Source organism: Methanopyrus sp. KOL6 (assembly GCF_002201915.1).
In the GTDB taxonomy this organism is placed as follows: domain Archaea; phylum JAADCQ01; class Methanopyri; order Methanopyrales; family Methanopyraceae; genus Methanopyrus.
On record NZ_CP019470.1, the window covers coordinates 101,439 to 119,901 of the forward strand.

Sequence of the window (18,463 nt, forward strand, 5' to 3'; positions counted from 1 at the left end):
TCCCCGCGCCTTTTGCGGGGAACGGGGGCGGGGAGAGTTAAAGATTGCGCGAGGGAGGTTACTCGGACTCCTCTGCCTCCTCCGTTTCAGACGCTCTGCGCTCCAGTTCCTCGACTCGTTCGGCCAGGTTTTCCGCCAACTCCTCCAGCTTATCTCGGAACACCTCGTAGAATCCTGTAGCGGCCTTGACTAGGAGTAGTCCACCGAAGCCGATGCCGACCAGCAGTACGAGGAGGCTCAGTACGGCTCCAGCTCCTGGTATGGAGACCATCAGCGGGGACAGTAGAACGGCCACTACGAGAACGATTGCCGCCAGTACCAGGTTGTACGTGGCTGTATGGAGATCTTCCTCTCGACGGCCTAGCAGTGCCATCGATACGAGGTCAGCTGCAGGAGTGATTATCGGTTTCACGTGCTTTAGCACGCCGTAAGCGAAGTATAGTGCCAGTACCACACCCACGACGGTGAGCACCATGTTCACTGGCACACCGATACCTGGTACTATCGTTCCGAGCGACGCCAGTGGAGGCACCACTAACTGGACTACCACTATCACAATGATCAGGCCGATCGCATTAAGCGTGGCCGGAACTAAGTGCTCACGGACAGCATCCGCGAGCTCACCCATCTCCTTCCACCCCGAAGGGTACGGAGCCTGGAAGATAATAAATGGGTCGATTTCAGGCGAGCGCCTCGGCCAGTTTCCGGACTAGGTGGCTGCGGATCGCCCCACGGTTACGATCACCGCGCTCACAGGCCGCTCCCCGAATCCCTACTATGTCCGCTCCGAGGTCGCGTACGATAGGCATGTCTTCGTGCCGCAGAGACCCGGCGAGTGCCACTTCGAGCCCGTGCTCGTGGGCTAAATCGACGAACTCCCCCACCTCTTCCTCTCTCAAGAAATCGAACAATCGCTTACCGTCCTTTACCGCCGTATCCACCATTGCCACATCGCACTCAGCTTCGGCCGCTACCTCCGGAACGGACATGGGATCTATGCTATCAACCCGATGGGCGTCCGCGTAGCCGGCTGCAACTACGCGCGTGTCGTACCCGAACTCACGGACCGCTCGGGAGCAAGCCCGCATGACTTCCAGCGCTTCTTCTTCAGTCTTGGTTCCGTAAAGTCCTACCTTCGCGTAGTCCACTCCTACGGCGGCTACACCGAGCACGGCCTGAGCCACCGTACCAGGTTTGTAGGGGACGTCTCCAACGGTGGCACTGACCTCGCGATCCTCCGGGACTACTTCCATTATCTCACGTATCACCCACGGAAAGTTCGCGCCTAAGGATCCTTCCTCGGGGTTCTTCACGTCGATGATGTGAGCTCCACCTTCCACGGCCTCCAACGCCTCATCACGGTTTACGGGACTCACAAGGAGCCTCGGTCGCATGGTCACACCCCAACAACTTCGGAACCGGTTTACCGTAAATAGCTCCTTTGGGATGAGTGTTGGCGTCGTGTTCAAGGTAGTCGGGGTCGGTCACCGTGAGGTTGCTCTCCGTGCTCATAGCACTGGCGACACCCTTAGGAGTTGCAGGGCAAGTCATGACACCCGAAGAAGTGTCCGAACTGTCGTACAATCACCCCGTGATCGTGGACGTCGTAGCCGGGCCGCCGGAAGCCGATTCGATCGAGGCGTACACCCGAATCGTATGGGTGGATCCGATAACACATGAGCGTCATATAGAGGAAGAGGTCAGAGTGAGGACATCAAACACGCTACTGCTCAACGTGGTCGTCGCTTCCCCTCACCGCCCGACCACCTGTGCACTCACGGTGTCCTTCGACGATCGAAGGATCTTGGAACGTACGGTAAAGTTACAGGCTAACGGGATAATTCAGGAATCCTTGGAGCTCGATGTCACGCCCGGTCATCATACACTGTCCGTCCAGGTGACGGACGGGAGCACCGAGGATATCGTGTCCTGCAACCTCCGTGTGGAACCCTTAGAGGCGAACGGAGGCGAGAATAACCAGGTTCTTCCCTTTCAGGGGCTCGTACCATGGCCTCGTCGTCGAAGGAGACTATGGTAATCATAGCCGAAAAGCCAAGTCTCGCGGGAACGATCGCGGGGTTCCTCCGGGGAAGATGGAACGGTAGGAAGTTGCTGGGGTTCGGTAAATACCGAGGTAGGCGGTTCGCTATCACCAGTCTGTCGGGCCACGTCCTGGAGTGGTGGCCCAAAGACGACCCGGGATTCAGGCACCCTGATTACTTCCCTGATCCGGACGACTTCGAGTTGAGACCTATCGACGGCAAAGAAAGATTCCTGCGGGCCGTGGAACGTGTCGTGGAACGCTACGCCGGCAGTCGAGCCGACAGGGTCATCGTAGCGACCGACAACGACGCGGAGGGAGAGTTAATCGGTTGGGAAGCACTTGTATGGTTGAAACGGCAGGGTGTCCTCGACGACCCTGAGTGCGCTCGGCGAATGCGGTTCTCAGCGTACACCCGCGAGGACATCCTCAGAGCGCTCGAGGAAGCACTCCGTGGTGAGAGAATCGACCCGAGTCTGGCTTACTCGGCGCTCGCACGCACGATTGCGGACTGGCTGTACGGGATACCGCTAACCCGTCAGCTGTCGCTCTGCAACGACGACATCGTCTCCGTCGGTCGAGTACAGACACCTACACTCAAACTGGTCGTGGAGCGGGAACGGGAACGCAGGAAAGCCCAGAAGAAGCGCAAATATCACTGGATACTCCAAGCTGAGACTCCGATCGGAGAACTTAGAACTGAAGAGAAGTTCAAAAACGGGCGTCGGGCGAGGGAGCTTGCCTCCGAAATCGAATCGGTAAGAGTCGTGGAAGTGCGACGAGAGCACCGGTCCGTAAGACCACCAACCCCGTTCAATCTGACTAGCCTCCAACGGGCCGCCGGTGAGATCCTTCGGATATCGCCGAAGCGCACTCTCGATTTGGCTCAGCACCTCTACGAAGAAGGAATGATCACGTACCCTAGGACCGCGACTAACCGATACCCATCCACGTTCGATCACGAAAAGCTTCTCCGCAGGATGAGGAATGCCCACCCCGACGCCTTCCGAGATTTCCAGCGCGCCGGCCGAAGGTCCGAGCCCGTCTCAGGTAGGGAGTACGACGGAGCCCACCCACCGATCACTCCCACCGGTCGGAGGAAGTACATCCGCGGGAAACTAACTTGGCTCCTGTATGATCTGATCGTCCGTCGATATCTGGCGACGCTGTCCGAAAACGCCCTAATAGTGAAGTGGCGGATCGTAGCCGAGCATCCAGAGACCGGGACGAAGTTCGTGATGGAAGGCACGGAAGTCAAGCGGGACGGGTGGTACTCAGTGTACCCGTGGAAGAGGCCTCGGGAAAGGACCATGCCCGACGTGTCTAAAGGAGATGAGTTGCCGGCGAACGTAAACGCTTCCCGCCGTAGAGAACCTCTCCCTCGTCGGTACTCGCAGTCGCGGTTGGTGGCAAAGATGAAGAAGCTTGGATTAGGTACCGAGTCCACACGAGCGGAGATCGTGAAAAAGCTCTTCGATAGGGGTTACGTCAGGAGAGTGGGGTCAGGAGTGGCACCTACGAAGAGGGGAGAGCGCCTGGTAGAGCTACTCGAGGATCGAGTCCCGGAACTCGTGAGCGTCGAACTCACCAGGCGCATTGAGCGCGAGATGGAGGAGATTTCAGAGTTACCACCGAAGCGAGCCAGGGAACGATTGGAACGCGTAGCTCGGGAGATCCGAGAGACCGTCCGCAGGAACTCCAAGAAGCTGAAGTCGGTCAAGGTGATCTGACACCCCATGAGGAGCAAAGTTACTCAACCCATACTCAGGGAAATGATCGTAATTACTCCATCCAAGAGGATTCGAACCTTGTCACTACCACCACTGAAACAGCACTTACACGAACCAACGTTTGACCTTGAGCTTCTACACTCTGGACACATTGTGATAGCATGGTGGCAGTATCTTATCAACATTCACAACGGCGCCAGTGCTTTAGTTTCACCTATTCGATCCAATAATGTAACTGTAAACCGTATCGCAGTCTTTCACCGGCTACTTTTCGACTTAACCCCACCACGTCAAAGACCTTTCGAATATTCGAATATTCACCGATGATTATTCGAAACCCGAAGGCAACAACAACCCACAGCCTAAAAGGTGAGGCTTTTCATGGGGTTGTAAGTACATGACCTCGACTGGAAAGGCTAGGATCCGGAAAGCAGTGTGGGAAGAGCTCAAGGAGTCAGGCGAGGCCGCGCCCCCGTTCCCAGTTGAGGGTAGGATTCCGAACTTCAGAGGCGCCTTGGTGGCGGCTCGACGGCTCACTTCGACGCCCGAATACGAAGAGGCCGAAGTAGTGAAGGTGAATCCGGACTCGCCCCAACGGCCTGTACGTGAACGAGTTCTTCGCGACGGTAAGGTCCTGATAATGCCGACACCGAGGCTCAAACGTGGCTTCCTCGTCGTGAAGAACCCCGGGGATCCTCGACGTGCCTCAACGATTAGTGGGGCTTTCCAGGAAGGAAAGATAACGATGCCGGACGAACTCCCCGCGGTCGACTTGGTAGTTGCTGGATCCGTGGCGGTGGCTTCGGACGGCGCCAGGGTTGGAAAAGGAGGCGGATACTTCGACTTGGAGTGGGGGATTTTGGCACAATTGGATCTCGTGGATGAAAACACTCCCATACACACGACCGTTCACGATATCCAGGTACTTCCACCGGGAGAGATACCGATGGAAGAGCACGACGTACCGGTGGACGTCATCCACACGCCGACGGGGACGACGGAGTGCGATCGACGCTACGAGAAGCCCGAGGGACTCCTGGAAGACCGCATCGGCGAGAAAATTATGGAAATAAGGTGGTTACGGGAGTACGTTTCATCCGGAGGCACGTAACGCGTCGACTAGTTCGACCAAGGCCTTCTCGAGTTCGTCCTCTCCGATCACGAGCGGAGGTACGAGTCTGATCACGTCTCCTGAGGTTACGTTCACGAGAACTCCACGGTCCAACATCTCCCGAGCCACGTCTTCCGCTCTTTCGTCGTCGCCGACTTCCACCCCAATCATCAGACCGCGACCCCGAACATCTTCCGCGACGTCCTCCGCTTCGGACAGTATCCTCATCGCTAGCTTCCCTTTCCGCTCTGCGGCCTCCGGAAGGTTCTCCTCGAGTACTGTGCGGACCGCCGCACATACTGCCGCGCAGGCCAGCGGATTGCCACCGAAGGTGGACCCATGATCACCGGGCTCGAACGCTTCGGCCACCTCCTCCCGCGCTATCGTCGTGCCTACTGGCACACCGCCTCCGAGCCCCTTGGCCAGACAGACGATGTCCGGCAGGACGCCCTCGTGTTCGAACGCGAAGAACTTGCCGGTTCGTCCCATACCGGACTGCACCTCATCGACTATCAGGAGCACCCCGTGTTCGTCGCATAGCTCTCGTAATTCCCGGAGGAATCCCTCAGGCGGTATCCTCACCCCCGCCTCACCCTGCACTGGTTCCACGATGACTGCGGCGGTGTCGTCATCTATCGCTTTCTCCACAGCACTCACGTTGCCGTAAGGTACGTGCTCGAACTCCGGTACTAGTGGCTCGAATGGCTCACGGAACTCAGGCTTCCAGGTCGCCGATAGAGCCCCCATCGTCCTGCCGTGGAAACCGCCTTCGAACGCTATGAACTTGGTACGTCTGGTGAACTTGCGTGCCAACTTTATCGCACACTCCACACTCTCCGTTCCGGAGTTACAGAAGAAGACCTTGTTCAAGTCCTTGGGAGCCGCCTCAGCTAAAATCCTTGCAGCCTTCGCCTGCGGCTCGTTGTAGTAGAGGTTCGAACAGTGAATTAGCCGCTCCACTTGCTCTTTAACCGCCTCGACCACGGCCGGATGGCAGTGTCCGAGGACGTTGACCGCTATCCCGGCCACCAGGTCTATGTACTCGTTCCCCTCATCGTCCCAGACTCTGGCACCTTCACCACGGATCAGGGTGACCGGGAACCTGGAGTACGTGTTCATGTGGTACTTATCGATTAGTTCACGCGCGTCCAGTGGTCACTCCCCCTCGGACAACAACCCTAGCTTCTCGAGTTCCCTACGGAGTAACTCCTTGGTGTCTTCACGGGCTTCCTTGAGCGGAGGCCTTGGGGGACTCGAAGCCATCCCTACGAGCTCGGCTGCGGCCTTTACGGGTATTGGGTTCGTTTCAGTGAACAATGCCCTGTGGAGTGGCAAGAGCTCGTAATGGAGCTCTCGGGCGCGCTTTACGTCGCCGCCCTTCCACGCCTCGTACATCTCTACCATCAATTCGGGGGCTACGTTGGCCGTTACAGATATCACACCGGCTCCTCCGACGGCTAGGATCGGAAGAGTCAACTCGTCGACTCCGGAGATTAGAACGAAATCGTCGGGAGTCTCTTCGATGAAACGCTGAACCACGTCCATGTCGCCACTGGCTTCCTTGATGCCGACGATGTGAGAGTATTCTTCAGCTAGCTTGGCGGCCGTTTCCGGTTCCAACGCGCAACCAGTCCGTGACGGTATGTTGTAGAGGATGATAGGACACTCGACGGCTTCCGCGATTTCGGAGAAGTGGATGAAAAGACCCTCTTGAGGTGGCTTGTTGTAGTAGGGAACCACGGAAAGGATCGCATCTGCCCCTACGTCTTCAGCGTACGTGGAGAGTTCGAGGGCCTCGCGCGTCGAGTTCGAACCTGCTCCGGCGATCACGGGCACCTTACCATTCACCTCGTCAACGACGATTTCGATGACGCGTCGATGTTCCGCGTGACTCAGCGTGGACGATTCCCCTGTGGTCCCTGCGGGTACCACGCCATGCACGCCGGCCTCAAGCAATCGTGAGACGTTCTCACGGAGTCCTTCTTCGTTTATCCCCTTCAGGTCGTCCGTAAAGGGAGTTATCAGGGCTGGGATGACTCCCTCAATCTGAAATCCCAACGGGTACGCCCCTCCCGGTCACTCTGTCCATTCTTCCCTCTGACGCTCCTTGAGGCGCATGAGGTGCGTAACGTAGCCGGCGATCATGTTTCTGAGCTTTTTGGTCTTAGGTCTCGCTACGATCTCAACTACCTTCTTATTGTGCTCGAAGTCGGTGGTGAGGTACTCCTCGTATTTCTCCACGATCTCTCGGGCAGGACGCTTCACGAACGTCGGTCGGACCTTACCCATCCTCGATCACCCCCCGCTGGACTTTTTTGCTAACCTTTAGGATAGAAGCGAGCACGATGTCCGCGAGCGCCGGGTCCAGCCCTTCAGTTTTAAACCTCTTCCTCCACCTCTCCCGGAGCTCCTTTTCCCGCTTTTCGTCCGTCAGTGGTAACCCCTCTTGAGCCTTTACACGCCCTATTTCCCGCGCTACCTTCAGACGGTCTATGACCGCGTCCAGTAAACGTTCGTCGATGCGGTCTATTTCACGTCTGAGCTCCTCGAGCACGTTCAGGCCCCACGGTCCTCGTTTCCAGTACCTCACCTCTATCAGACCAAACTTCGGATACCTCCCTAACGTCCGATTTCGTCTCGCAGAGGGCGACGAACGCTGGACCGGTCCCCGAGAGCCCTGCCGCCGCAGCGCCTGCTTCTAAAGCTTCGACCACGGGTTCGAATTCGTGGCCCAGAGCGGAGCAGTACACTGCCGAGTTGATCATCATTGCTCCCCGATAATCCCCCGTCATCGCCCTCCGGAAAGCGGTCTCGGCTGCAGGAGCTAGCAACTCGAGACGGTTCACATCCACATCCGAGGTTTCGACCTTACCACCCGGGAGCAGGATCACCGCGTAGGGATACGGAAGCTCGCGGATATCCAGAATTCGGAGTTGATCGTTCAGCGTCAGCACTAAGCCACCTAAGTACGATGCACAGGCATCGTCGTAGGCCCCCGTTACCGTCACATCTGCCCTGATGCTTGCCTCGACGCCGAGTCGGACGACCTCGAGGGGTTCCGGCTCACGTCCTAGCTCTTTGAGCAGGGCTTCAACCACGGCGTTGGACACAGCACTGCTGCTGGCCAGTCCCATCGCAACTGGGATCTCGGAGTCGACTTCGATCTCGAAATTCAGTTCCTGACCGACGTGTTCGCCGACGACCTTCACGCACTGTTCGACGAGTGATGTGTCTTCCACATCCGTGTGAATCTCAGTGGAATCGGAAAGTTCTGCTTTGACTGAAACCGTTAGATCTATCGCGTAAGCACAACCTTTTTTGGCGGAGATAGCGTTAACAACGGTGCCGGCGGCGTATGCCGTTCCTTCTCCCAAACGGTTCTCACCCCGGAAAGCTCTGATCAGAGCCCGAGTGCGGGCCCGCCCCGGTTCGGCAGGCGGCGGTGAGGTGGTAGGTTACCCATCGATGAACCGCCGTTCAACGGCCGGGGTACACGGGCGATGAGCCCCGTGGCCCGACCGGGCGGAGGCGGGCTCGGTTCCCGGCGATGACGCCACGGTCCCGTCGGGCGGGGCACAGTCACTCCGTCCTCTCCATCACAAACCGACACTCTTCATCATCGACGTCGATACTCACGATCCTCATCTTAACTCCGAAAGTCTCCTCGGTCGCCTTTAGCACTAGGGAGGCGAATGGACACACCACCGGGACCTTGTCACGGTCCAAGAGTTCCCGCTTCACATCCGAGAACGGACACTCAACGATTATCAGCTCAATGGTATCCTCTCCTTCTTCCACTAGAACATCACCGACATCACCAAGTGATTCAATGATTTTCTTCACGTCATGTGCTAATGAATTAGCCGTATTCCCAGTTATCTCTAATAGTTCTTCATCTTCTATGTATTCCATCATTGCTCTACCTGCAACTCTATTTAGTGCCAACGCCATTTCACCGTGAGTCTCGAATAAGGCTTCTTGAAGCCCTACGATAAACGCTTTATGCACTCGTTCTCTCGACAACTACCTACCCCCACAGCACGTTTCGAATTACTCTTCCGAGCTCTCCGCCGATGCGTGGAATCTTTCCGCTCTGAATGTCTTCGATTACGTCCCTCATCATGCGATAGTGGTTCAGGAGCTCGATTACGTCGCGCTCTGACGTGCCCGAACCGATGGCGATGCGTCGGATCCGTGACTTGTTGAGAATTTCGGGGTTTTCCAGTTCCTTCTCCGTCATCGAATCCATGATAACCTTATACTTCTTCAAGCGCTCCTCGGTGATCTGTGAGACCTTCCTAACGTTCCTTCCGCCTCCCATGCCGGGTACGTACTGCAGGAGCTTGTCGACAGGCCCCATCTTATTCAGTGTTTCTAGCTGCTCGTAGAGATCCTTGAGCGTGAACTTTCCTTCCAGGACGTCTTCTGCCTTTTCCTCTTCTTCCAGCATCTCTTCGGTCCGACGCAGGAGCTCGTCGATGTCCCCGATGCCCAGGAGCCTCGCGACGAAGCTCTTCGGGTTGAATTCTTCCAGGTCATCCAAGCGCTCTCCGGTGCCGACGAACTTGATCGGAGCTCCGGTCCGCGCCACCGCGGAGAGGGCTCCACCACCTTTCGCCGAGGTATCCAATTTGGTGATGACTACGCCAGTGAGCTGAACCGCATCGTGGAACGCCTCCGCGTGATCTCCCGCCTTCTGTCCTATCGTGGCGTCCAGCACCAAGAGTACTTCGTGAGGTTCGATACGTTCCGCCATCTCCCGAAGCTCGTCGATGAGGTCCTCGCTCAGGCGGTCTCTACCCGCCGTGTCCACGATCACGACGTCACATTCGTCCTTGAGAGCTTCCACACCTTTGACCGCCATCTCGACGGCGTCGTCCACGTTCTCCACGTGGGCCGGGACATCTACCTCTTCGGCAAGTTGACGCAGTTGTTCACCTGCCGCGGGGCGATACGGATCCGCACCGACGAGTCCGACACGGTATCCCTTCCTCTGGAGATATCTGGCCAGTTTCGCGGCAGTAGTAGTCTTACCCATACCGTACAGTCCGACAAGCATGATGATGTTCACGTCGCGGGAGAGGTCGATGTCGAGACCCTCCGTCTTCTCACCTCCGAGAAGCTCCACGAGCTCCTCGTACACTATCCTCAGTAGGTAGTCACGTTTCGGTACTCCCGTGGGTGGTTCCTCCTCAAGGGCTCGCTTCTCGATACGTTTACTTAGTTCTAATACTAACCTTACGTCGACATCCGCCTCCAGAAGCGCGCGTTGAACGTCGCGTACCACCTCCTTGACGAAGTCCTCATCGATTATCGAGGCACCTTTGATCTTCTTGGCGATCTCAGCGAGCTTATCGGCGAATCCTATCACGATTCTTCACCCCCAATTACGCGCTCGACGAACCATTCCGATGAAAACGCCTTTAAGTCGTCGTAATCCTGGCCGACGCCCAGGTACAGTATGGGGGCTCCCGTAACTTTTGATATGGAAAGTACGGCACCACCCTTAGCGTCCGCGTCAACTTTAGTCAGTATCGCACAATCGATTCCAACGTATTCATGGAATGTCTTGGCCTGCTCGATAGCATCGTTTCCGGCCAGCGCGTCACCTACGAACACGACGAGATCCGGCTCCAGAACGCGCTTCATCTTTTTCAATTCTTCCATTAAGTTAACGTCGGTGTACGCCCGCCCGGCGGTGTCGACGAGGACGACGTCCTTCCCCTTCGCTTCCGCGTGCTGCACGGCGTTGAAGGCTACCGCCGTCGGATCGTCTCCACGCTCACCCTTGATCAGGGTGGCACCGAGCCTTTCCGCGTGCTCCTCCAATTGTTCAATAGCGGCCGCCCGGAACGTGTCGGCCGCGGCGATTACGACCGAGTAACCGCGGTCCTTGAGCAGTTTCGCGACCTTGGCGATGGTGGTAGTCTTACCGCTCCCGTTCACGCCGACGAACATGATGATGGCCGGTCGACCATCTCGCCGAGCCTTTTCAACGGTCTCTATAAGATCAACCTCTCTCTCCGGCTCGAGTACCGATAAGAGCGCTTCGCGTAATCCTTCCTCTACGGTCTTAGGAATTTCCGATTTGCCCTTAACCCGACGGCCGACCAGCTCCTTCTTGAGCTCCTCTCGGATGCTCTCGGCGACTTCGACCGCGACGTCGTTTCTTATGAGTTCCAGCTCAAGCTCGTCAAGGATATCCTCGATGTCGGCCTCCGTGATCGTAACCTCACGCTTGACTACCCTTTTCATGCGTTCCTTCAGCGTGGGCTTCTTGAGGTCCTCCGACATCGTTTCGACTTCCTTAACTTTTGCTTCCTTAGCCTCCCCTGCACGCTCCTCCACGCGCTTCGACACCCTCTCCTTTACCCTGCTCAAAACACTCTTCATCTTACCGAACAAGCCCTGGGGCACCCCCGAAAAACGTCGGGTTTCGGGAAGGATCATTCTCCACTAGACTGTTGGACGGTCCGCTGGGCACCTTCGAGTTGCTGCGCAAGTTCTTGTGCCTTCCTCTGCTTCTCCTGCAGCTCCTGAGCCAGCTCCTGGAGCTTCTGCTGTGCTTCTGCACGGGCTTTCTCTAGCTCCTGCCGCTGGCCGTCGATGCTCTCGAGTGCCTCATCGATCGTCCTCTCCACGGCAACGCCAGCTCCGATACCCACGATCACGCGCTCTGTGTCGGTGACACACGCTCTAACGAACGATTGAGCGCCCACCGGTACGAGGACTTCCTCGTCGCCCTCCAGCTCCTTGACGCCCTTCAAGGTCTCTTCGACACGGTTCAGCTCGCTGATCGAGGACTCTATGAGGTCTATCTGCGCGTTGATCGCCTCCATTTGCCCTTGAAGTCTGTTGATCTCGACTATCAGTCGCTGTAGTTCCTGTTGGATCTCCTGTTCGTTCTTCTTCTCCGTCATTACTCTTCCACACCCAAGAGCCGCCTTAGTATCGGATCCTCTACTTTAGATATGTCTATCTCTCGGATCTCTTCGATCTGAATCTCCGTGCGGCTGACGCCGTGCTCGCTACCGAGATCTGAGTACACCTTCTCCAGCGCTTCCTCTTCGGACGTGGCCGGAACCTGACGCGTGAACGGTTGTCGAGGCTCGTCACCCATGCGGAACGTACCGCGGACCTCGAACACCTTCACCTCGGACATCGGGAATACCCCCACGATTCAAATATTCAAATGAGGTATAATGCATCCTCCAGACGGGCGAGTTCGGGACCCGTCGTATCCTCACCGACGACAGCACCTTTAGAGTTCACCACGACACCCACACCGACGTAGGGAGATCCGCGGTTCACCGTGCCGACTTCCACGTCCACCCCTAGCACCTCCGAGACACGCTCCATTTCCTCCTCCGTCGCCCCCGGGTGTACCACGGCCCCCTTAGAGTTCGCTACACCTGCCGACCCTACGGTCTTCACACCACCGAGCTCACTACGCACCACCTTCCCGCCAAGGACTGACTCGATCACCTCCAATGCGTGATCGTCGAGATCCGGATGAACCAGCGCTCCATAATCGTTAGTGAGAACGAGATTGCCGACAGCGTTCATTTTGGAGGGGAGCACGTCGACTTCCACACCCAGCTCACGGACGGCCCGTATCTCGTACTCTCGGGCGTGTCTAGGGAACAGGGCGCCGTTGGAGTTCACGGCTAGTAGAGTGCCTACGAGGTTGCTGCCGGCCACGGTGGTCCGAACGACTTCAACGTCCAGTGCCTCTTTCATTCTTTCGACGATGTCATCCGGGACTTTGGGAGCGATGACGGCGTATTCCTCTGAGGCAGCTATCCACGCCCCGACGTTGGGGTCCCCGTGGACCGAAGCTTTGACTACGGTCATGCTTACTCCGCCAGCATGACTTTGACGGTGCCGTCCGCGTACTTCACGGCGCGGACTCTGATTTTAGATGGTGGTTTCTTGATACCCCGCTCCCAGATCTTCTCGTTCACGTCGTTGCCGATCTTGACTTCCTCCGCCTTCATGTGTCGTTCGATGAACTGCCTGAGCGCCTTGACGGCCCTCGGTGCGCGCTTCTTAAGCGGTGCCTTCTTCGCATCGCGAAGCGGCACGGTGTAAACACGCTCGTCGACGACTTCAGCCACGTTCCAATACCCCCCATTACGGCTTCAGCTTGCTACGTCTCCAGTGCCTCCGCTTCGGATTGTCGATGACGCGACCGCCTGTTTTAGCCACAACCCACGGTGGGACACGACGGTTCTGCTTGATCGCTTTGGCCATACGAAGCTTCTTGCCCAATGGTTTCACACGGGCCAATCGACTACCCCCCTCACTTCCGTTTGAACCTTATCCGATACTCCTTTCGTGTAGCGTCCGAGACTTGTTTTAGGATTCTCTTAAGTTGATCCTCGTCGATCTTCTCCCTCAGCTGACCCGTTTGAGCCATCTGTAGTAGGTAATTTTCAACCGCCTGAGCCAGCTGTGGCCTGGCGAGCCGGACTCTAGCCAGACGTTCCCTAGCTTCTGGAGTTAAGATCCTACGGAGCATCGCCCGGCGCTGGGCTTCCTCCAGTGTTTTCTTCTCCCTTTCTTCCTCGACCTTCTTCTCCTGCGACTCCTCCAGCTTGCGTTGGAGTTCCATGATCTTCTTACGCCGGATGCGCTCGAGCTCGGGGTCGGTCATAGTGGCGACCTCCTACCCCCGATCGGTGGTTAGATGGGAGACGTGAATTTATCCGTGTACCCCTTCTCCTTAGCTATCTCGTGGGCGGTTGAGTCGACGAGGGATCTGCCTTCAGGTGTAACCACTCGGCCTTCTTCGGTCTTCTCTACCAGTCCGGCCTCCTCCAACTGCTGAAGGATCTTGCGGATGATCGCGCCACTTCCCTTCCGGAACCGCTCGGGCCGGGCTCCCCGGTCCTGACGACCTCCGTAGTACGTGCGCAGTCGGGAGATTCCCACCGGACCGTCCATGTACACTCGGCGCAGGATCGACGCCGCCCGCATGTACCACCAGTCCTGGTCCTCCGGCGGACGCTCCTTATGGCGGCCTGTCTTAACGTACTTCGCCCACTCTGGCGGTTTTATCTCCTCGAAGTCCTTGAGCTTCTCCGCCAGACGCTCCACGAGCTCCGATCCGGGCACCACGTATGCATCGTACACGGACCTAACCCCCATCTGCCGGCCGCAAAAGGCGCGTTAATGGGTTTAACGGGAGAGCCCGTGGAACCTTCGCCATCCTTCCCTCGGTCGGAAGAGTACCGCTGTACGTCCGCGTACGTCGATTAGCTCCGCGTTGACCTTCCTAGCGAGTTCCTCAGCCAGCTCCTTCCGGTCGTACCGACGTAGGATGTTTCGCTCGAACCTGACCTTGATGAGTCCGCGCTCCTCCAGCTGTCGATCGACTTCCTGGATAACCCCGGAAGTCAGCCCTTTCTTCCCTATTTTCACTACGGGATCCAGCAGGATCGCGCGTGCTCGGAGCGCCCTACGCTCCTTACCACTCAGGCGTTTAACCTGCGTCACGATCCCTCACCCCTCCATACGCCTACGTCTCCGCTCCTTTACCTCCCGTAAATACGGATACCGATATATATAGCCACACTCAAGACATGTGACCGACACGTGGGGCATGCGGTTCTGTCTCAAGCGTACCCGGGCCGTGACCCCGGGGATAAGTGGGGTATTACAGCGCTTACAGAAGCTACGCTTGAGGTGCTTCGGGAGCTTAACCCGAGCTTTCATAACTATCCTCCTGGCGAGCTCCACGTACCTCCGCGCCCTATCCGGGTCCTCGTAGTACACCGTCCGAGCCAGCCTCAACAGCCGCTCAGTGCGCTCCAAGGCTATCCTGCGCAACAGTAACACCCCCCGGATTAAGGGGACTCGACATTGCATACTTGGCTCCTGATCTGGCTCCTGCTACCGATGATACCCGCGCAGGCCAATCCGACGAGCCGCTACCTGGAAGTCCATCCGGATACCGTCCCGGTGACGTTCGAGGGGAGTCCGCTGGTTCCTGCTTACGTGGAACTAACGGACGAGGGGAAGGAGGCCGCATTCTCCATACTCGAGCGTCTAGGAATCCCGTCGAAGGATGCTGCGGTGGGGTACCTGACCGATGTTTTCGTCGGGGAATCGTGCCGTGGAGACTCCCGGTGCCTCGTAGTTTACAGCCCTCAAGATGGTACCCTCGAGGTGCGACCGTGGAAGGAAGATCGGCTCTCCCTAAGGCTACCACCGCTCCGATTGGACAACCACCTTACGGAACTGCTCCTGTGTCTACCGGTACGGAAGCAAGTTGTCCTTCAGCCAGCCGTTCTCGAGCTCGGTCGGAACGTCGAAATGATACAACGGTGCGTCGAAGCCGTCCACTTGCATAAATTCGGCGAGCCGACGGCCGTGACCGCGGTTTACGTACCGACCGAGATGGTTGCCCTCCGGGCGTTCGAATCGTTACTTCCCGAACCACGGAACGTTGCCCGAGCCATGCTCGAGCGCCTCTCCTCCGAGGTCCGCGATGCGATTAACGAGTACCTCGTGCGAGACCGGCTGGAAAAGTTGGTAAAATCGAGGCTAGGGAGTGACGTCTACGGTCGGGTCAGAGAGTACTTCTCTTCGATGATACATCTGATGGTCAGTAGAATCGAGGAGGTGTACTACGATAAGGTCTTCCCGACACTGATCGAATGGTGTGCCGCCATCGTGCGATACGTCGAAACTTCACTCATCACCACGTTCGCACTCCTGTACCCTGACAACCCGAGCGCGGACGTCCTAGAGCGTCGGGTGGTCGTGTACAACTCTCCCTGCTTCCGGATGCTCCGAAACTGGGTGCTTGAACCTTCATACACGGCCTGGAAGAGCGTTCTGTACAGCCTAGCAGTCACCGTGGCCGATTTGATCTTCGAGGCAGTGCGACCGGCCCTGTTGGCTTTGGGGTTGGAACCAGAATCGAGCCGAACAACGCTCGAGGAAATCACGAAGTCCGCCGTGAAGAACCTCATTGAAGCCCTCGATCCCTGTCTGAGGACGGTGTTAGAGCTACTTCTACTGGACACATTCACGGGGCTGGCGGGAGCTTGCTGGGGTTCTTAGAAAGGCGTGTTCTCATCGTCGGGTGCGGGAACAAGTTGTTCGGAGATGACGGGTTCGGGCCCGCGGTGATCGAGGAAATAGAGCGCCGTGAGTGGGAGCACCCGGACGTGGAGATCTTGGACGCAGGAGCGGGGGCTCCGCAGAACGTGTTCTCGCTGATCGACGAGGATTCGAAGGTCGAGTATATGATAGTGATCGACGCAGTGGACGTAGGAGCGGAGCCGGGAACACTCCTGGAGTTCGGTCCAGAAGATCTCGACCCCGACCATCGCGTAATACCAGTGGACGCTCACGGATGGAGCATAGAATCCGCACTGCTGGACCTCAACGAAAAAGTCGGTCTCGACTTCCGGATATTGGGATGCCAGGTGAAAGAGCTACCGATCCCTGAGGTCCAACCTGGTCTCTCCGATCCAGTCCGTAAGGCGGTACCGAAAGCCGCCGATCGCGCGATCGAGCTCGCTGAGCGTTATTTGAGTGGAGAGACCCGATAGACCAGACCGCGGTACCTGACGCTGAGTGACCTAGCTCCCGAAGGACACGCCCGAACGCACTCTCCGCACCCCAGGCACTCACCATTCGGCGATGGACAGATTTCGGAGCATCGGCTGCACGCTAGGCACTTCTCGTCGTCGACATCTGGTTCCGCCTCGGTCCGAGGACCCATCACCCACTTCAACGCCTCAGCAGCGACGTCCACGCCCAACGCTTCACGGAGCTGGGGCCAGAGTCCGAAGGGCGGGATCTCTTCGATTATCCGACGTATCTTGTCACGCGCCTCTTCCGACGGGTAATCACCGCTGAGGTAATGTGAGACTGTGGATGGGTCAACGCCGAGCCGTGCCGCCACTTCGACGAGAGGCAGCTCGGACGCCATCCGCTCGGCGGCCAGGGCGCGGATCACGGCCTCTAAGTTGAGTTTACCGCGCCGTAAGGCCGACCACCCCTGAATCACGGTTTAATGCGTCCTAGGAGTTCTATCGATCGTGCGAGCCGTACGACCCGTACAATCCCAGGTGATCCAACTCGACGTGCTCCCTTTTCCAGCAACTCCCACTCCAAGTCGCTCACACCGCCTAACACCACAAGCAGTATCGAGTACGTAAGTGCTCCCACAGCGGATCCGAGTAACAGCTTCAGCAGAGACCCGTGGGTTAAGAGCATGGACCACTCGGTCGTGAACCACGCTGCAACGCCTGCAATCACGGGAACTAGCACCCATCTCAGCTTGAGGTGTGTCTTGGCATGTACCATTACAGCGCGGACTATCAGGATCATTGCGAGCCAATCGGAGATAGCCGTGGCGACGGAAGCCCCGAAGATACCCCACTTCGGTACCATGATAGCGTTCAGGACTACGTTCGCGACCAGCGAAAACGAGAGGACGACCAGCGGCAGGCGCTCGCGCCCTATCCCCTGGAGCAGGCTCGCACAGCTGCGAAAGACCACTATAAAAGCCATGGCGGTTGGCAACACGTAAAGCGCCTGAGCACCGGGCCGAAAGGCGGGACCGAAGAAGAGTGTGATAAGGGGCTCCGCCAACACACCCGTCAGGACCGCCACCGGGATCAACAACGTCCACATCGTCTTGATCGCTATATGGGCGTACTGTCGTAGTGTCCGCTCATCCTTTAGGGCTTCGGCCTCGGAAGCCGCCGGAAGCAGCGCGGTCGCCACCGCCGCGCACAACGTGGTCGGGAGGCGGGCGATGGGACCGGCAGCGTCGTAGTATCCGACCCAAATTGTCCCTAAAAAATACCCTATCACCAGGAGGTCGACGTTCGACTGGATCATGTCCGCGATACCGGTTAGTGCGACCGGAAGACCGAAAGTCAGGGCGCTCTTGGCAACACGGTTCGGAGGGAGCGGTTCATCCTCTCTGGGTATCTTCGGGAGGTACTCGCTCCTAAGCTTGGCCGCCCCATAGAGTCCCGATGTGGCGTACGCCAGCGTCGCCGAGGCGAAGACGGCACCGGTCGGTCCGTACCCAGCTAGGATGAGCGCGGGTGCTCCACCCACCCGGGTCCCCTGCTCGACGAACTGCGTGAGGACGTACCGCCGCATGTCTTGGAATCCTTGGAAAACACCACGAACACACGAGGCGAAAGCTGCGAAGGGCAGTCCAATAGCCGTGATCAGGAGCGGCATGTAGAGGCGTGGATTGTGGAAGTACCACGAGGCCAAGTAAGGAGCAGCCAACGCAAGTATCAACGCGGCGAGGGTGGACAGGGCGACCAGAACTAACGTCGGGACCACGATGAACTGGCGGACCTTCGTCCCCTCACCGAGTGCGTGGTACTTAGCTACGTACCTCGCGACGGCGGGCGGCACCCCGAAGGTTGCCAAGAACATCACGATCGTCTGTATTACCATGGTAGACGACACTATTCCGTACCCATCGGGCCCCAGCAGGCGGCCCACAAGGAGTCGGTACACGTATCCTCCCAATCTAAGGAACAACGAACCGATGAGGACCGTGAGACTGCCTTTAACGAGCTTGAGTAGGGGCAA

26 protein-coding genes are annotated in these 18,463 nt (G+C 57.7%); 5 read left to right on the forward strand and 21 right to left on the reverse strand.

Features of this window, described 5'->3' with window-relative positions:
* Positions 1–58: 58 nt before the first annotated feature.
* Both BW919_RS00575 and BW919_RS00580 read right to left on the reverse strand, forming a co-directional pair.
* Positions 59–628 carry a hypothetical protein gene (locus BW919_RS00575; protein ID WP_088334792.1) on the reverse strand — a complete coding sequence of 190 codons (570 nt, stop codon included), beginning with the start codon at positions 626–628 and terminating at the stop codon, positions 59–61.
* 52 nt (positions 629–680) lie between these two features.
* Positions 681–1,394, reverse strand: a complete 714-nt coding sequence (locus BW919_RS00580) for a (5-formylfuran-3-yl)methyl phosphate synthase (protein ID WP_088334794.1) — start codon at positions 1,392–1,394, stop codon at positions 681–683.
* 95 nt (positions 1,395–1,489) lie between these two features.
* Here BW919_RS00580 and BW919_RS00585 point away from each other — a divergent pair, with 95 nt between their 5' ends.
* The 3 genes from BW919_RS00585 (at position 1,490) to BW919_RS00595 (ending at position 4,882) form a co-directional block, all read left to right on the forward strand.
* Positions 1,490–2,038: a hypothetical protein gene (locus BW919_RS00585; protein WP_088334796.1), complete on the forward strand. Its 549-nt coding sequence runs from the start codon at positions 1,490–1,492 to the stop codon at positions 2,036–2,038.
* Positions 2,008–3,771: a type IA DNA topoisomerase gene (locus BW919_RS00590; protein WP_088334798.1), complete on the forward strand. Its 1,764-nt coding sequence runs from the start codon at positions 2,008–2,010 to the stop codon at positions 3,769–3,771. Before BW919_RS00585 ends, BW919_RS00590 begins: the two co-directional genes overlap by 31 nt.
* A 397-nt stretch (positions 3,772–4,168) precedes the next feature.
* The gene (locus tag BW919_RS00595; RefSeq protein WP_088334800.1) at positions 4,169–4,882 is read left to right on the forward strand and encodes a 5-formyltetrahydrofolate cyclo-ligase; all 714 of its coding nucleotides are present in this window, start codon (positions 4,169–4,171) and stop codon (positions 4,880–4,882) included.
* Here BW919_RS00595 and BW919_RS00600 read toward each other — a convergent pair.
* The 17 genes from BW919_RS00600 to BW919_RS00680 all read right to left on the reverse strand — a co-directional run bounded on the left by BW919_RS00600 (position 4,865) and on the right by BW919_RS00680 (position 14,713).
* Positions 4,865–6,034 (reverse strand): acetylornithine transaminase, encoded by a 1,170-nt coding sequence (locus BW919_RS00600; RefSeq protein ID WP_088334802.1) that lies wholly within the window; start codon positions 6,032–6,034, stop codon positions 4,865–4,867. The two genes, BW919_RS00595 and BW919_RS00600, sit on opposite strands and share 18 nt — an antisense overlap.
* A 3-nt stretch (positions 6,035–6,037) precedes the next feature.
* A complete protein-coding gene (gene dapA / locus BW919_RS00605) occupies positions 6,038–6,940 on the reverse strand; it encodes a 4-hydroxy-tetrahydrodipicolinate synthase (RefSeq protein WP_198324619.1) in 903 nt (300 codons plus the stop codon).
* A gap of 18 nt (positions 6,941–6,958) precedes the next feature.
* Positions 6,959–7,171, reverse strand: a complete 213-nt coding sequence (locus BW919_RS00610) for a 30S ribosomal protein S17e (protein ID WP_088334804.1) — start codon at positions 7,169–7,171, stop codon at positions 6,959–6,961.
* On the reverse strand, positions 7,164–7,436 hold the full coding sequence (locus BW919_RS00615; protein WP_198324620.1) for a chorismate mutase: 273 nt from the start codon (positions 7,434–7,436) through the stop codon (positions 7,164–7,166). Before BW919_RS00615 ends, BW919_RS00610 begins: the two co-directional genes overlap by 8 nt.
* Entirely contained in the window at positions 7,414–8,256 is an 843-nt protein-coding gene (locus BW919_RS00620) for a shikimate kinase (protein WP_157665796.1), read from the reverse strand. The genes BW919_RS00615 and BW919_RS00620 overlap by 23 nt, the downstream gene beginning before the upstream one ends.
* Positions 8,257–8,461: 205 nt before the next feature.
* Positions 8,462–8,905 carry a hypothetical protein gene (locus tag BW919_RS00625; protein WP_088334809.1) on the reverse strand — a complete coding sequence of 148 codons (444 nt, stop codon included), beginning with the start codon at positions 8,903–8,905 and terminating at the stop codon, positions 8,462–8,464.
* A 4-nt stretch (positions 8,906–8,909) separates the two neighbouring features.
* Positions 8,910–10,253: a signal recognition particle protein Srp54 gene (locus BW919_RS00630; RefSeq protein ID WP_088334811.1), complete on the reverse strand. Its 1,344-nt coding sequence runs from the start codon at positions 10,251–10,253 to the stop codon at positions 8,910–8,912.
* Positions 10,250–11,287: a signal recognition particle-docking protein FtsY gene (ftsY, locus tag BW919_RS00635; protein WP_232452891.1), complete on the reverse strand. Its 1,038-nt coding sequence runs from the start codon at positions 11,285–11,287 to the stop codon at positions 10,250–10,252. Before ftsY ends, BW919_RS00630 begins: the two co-directional genes overlap by 4 nt.
* A 41-nt stretch (positions 11,288–11,328) precedes the next feature.
* Positions 11,329–11,802: a prefoldin subunit alpha gene (gene pfdA / locus BW919_RS00640; protein WP_088334813.1), complete on the reverse strand. Its 474-nt coding sequence runs from the start codon at positions 11,800–11,802 to the stop codon at positions 11,329–11,331.
* A complete protein-coding gene (rpl18a, locus tag BW919_RS00645) occupies positions 11,802–12,044 on the reverse strand; it encodes a 50S ribosomal protein L18Ae (protein ID WP_088334815.1) in 243 nt (80 codons plus the stop codon). Before rpl18a ends, pfdA begins: the two co-directional genes overlap by 1 nt.
* Positions 12,045–12,070: 26 nt before the next feature.
* Complete coding sequence (locus tag BW919_RS00650) at positions 12,071–12,736, reverse strand: translation initiation factor IF-6 (RefSeq protein ID WP_088334817.1); 666 nt, start codon at positions 12,734–12,736, stop codon at positions 12,071–12,073.
* A gap of 2 nt (positions 12,737–12,738) precedes the next feature.
* Positions 12,739–12,999, reverse strand: coding sequence for a 50S ribosomal protein L31e (locus BW919_RS00655; RefSeq protein ID WP_088334819.1), 261 nt, complete (start codon positions 12,997–12,999; stop codon positions 12,739–12,741).
* A 16-nt stretch (positions 13,000–13,015) separates the two neighbouring features.
* Positions 13,016–13,171: a 50S ribosomal protein L39e gene (locus BW919_RS00660; RefSeq protein WP_011019986.1), complete on the reverse strand. Its 156-nt coding sequence runs from the start codon at positions 13,169–13,171 to the stop codon at positions 13,016–13,018.
* A 13-nt stretch (positions 13,172–13,184) separates the two neighbouring features.
* Complete coding sequence (locus BW919_RS00665) at positions 13,185–13,538, reverse strand: DNA-binding protein (protein WP_088334821.1); 354 nt, start codon at positions 13,536–13,538, stop codon at positions 13,185–13,187.
* A 29-nt stretch (positions 13,539–13,567) separates the two neighbouring features.
* The gene (locus BW919_RS00670; protein ID WP_198324622.1) at positions 13,568–14,017 is read right to left on the reverse strand and encodes a 30S ribosomal protein S19e; all 450 of its coding nucleotides are present in this window, start codon (positions 14,015–14,017) and stop codon (positions 13,568–13,570) included.
* A gap of 45 nt (positions 14,018–14,062) precedes the next feature.
* On the reverse strand, positions 14,063–14,380 hold the full coding sequence (yhbY, locus tag BW919_RS00675; protein ID WP_088334824.1) for a ribosome assembly RNA-binding protein YhbY: 318 nt from the start codon (positions 14,378–14,380) through the stop codon (positions 14,063–14,065).
* A gap of 6 nt (positions 14,381–14,386) precedes the next feature.
* A complete protein-coding gene (locus tag BW919_RS00680; protein ID WP_232452892.1) occupies positions 14,387–14,713 on the reverse strand; it encodes a ribonuclease P protein component 4 in 327 nt (108 codons plus the stop codon).
* A 33-nt stretch (positions 14,714–14,746) separates the two neighbouring features.
* Here BW919_RS00680 and BW919_RS00685 point away from each other — a divergent pair, with 33 nt between their 5' ends.
* Together BW919_RS00685 and frhD are read left to right on the forward strand one after the other, a co-directional pair.
* A complete protein-coding gene (locus BW919_RS00685) occupies positions 14,747–15,952 on the forward strand; it encodes a hypothetical protein (RefSeq protein WP_088334828.1) in 1,206 nt (401 codons plus the stop codon).
* Positions 15,937–16,446: a coenzyme F420-reducing hydrogenase, FrhD protein gene (gene frhD, locus BW919_RS00690; protein ID WP_157665797.1), complete on the forward strand. Its 510-nt coding sequence runs from the start codon at positions 15,937–15,939 to the stop codon at positions 16,444–16,446. Before BW919_RS00685 ends, frhD begins: the two co-directional genes overlap by 16 nt.
* Here the strand turns inward: frhD and BW919_RS00695 are convergent.
* Both BW919_RS00695 and BW919_RS00700 read right to left on the reverse strand, forming a co-directional pair.
* Complete coding sequence (locus BW919_RS00695; protein WP_088334832.1) at positions 16,422–16,907, reverse strand: helix-turn-helix domain-containing protein; 486 nt, start codon at positions 16,905–16,907, stop codon at positions 16,422–16,424. The two genes, frhD and BW919_RS00695, sit on opposite strands and share 25 nt — an antisense overlap.
* Positions 16,904–18,463 carry a flippase gene (locus BW919_RS00700; RefSeq protein WP_088334834.1) on the reverse strand — a complete coding sequence of 520 codons (1,560 nt, stop codon included), beginning with the start codon at positions 18,461–18,463 and terminating at the stop codon, positions 16,904–16,906. The genes BW919_RS00695 and BW919_RS00700 overlap by 4 nt, the downstream gene beginning before the upstream one ends.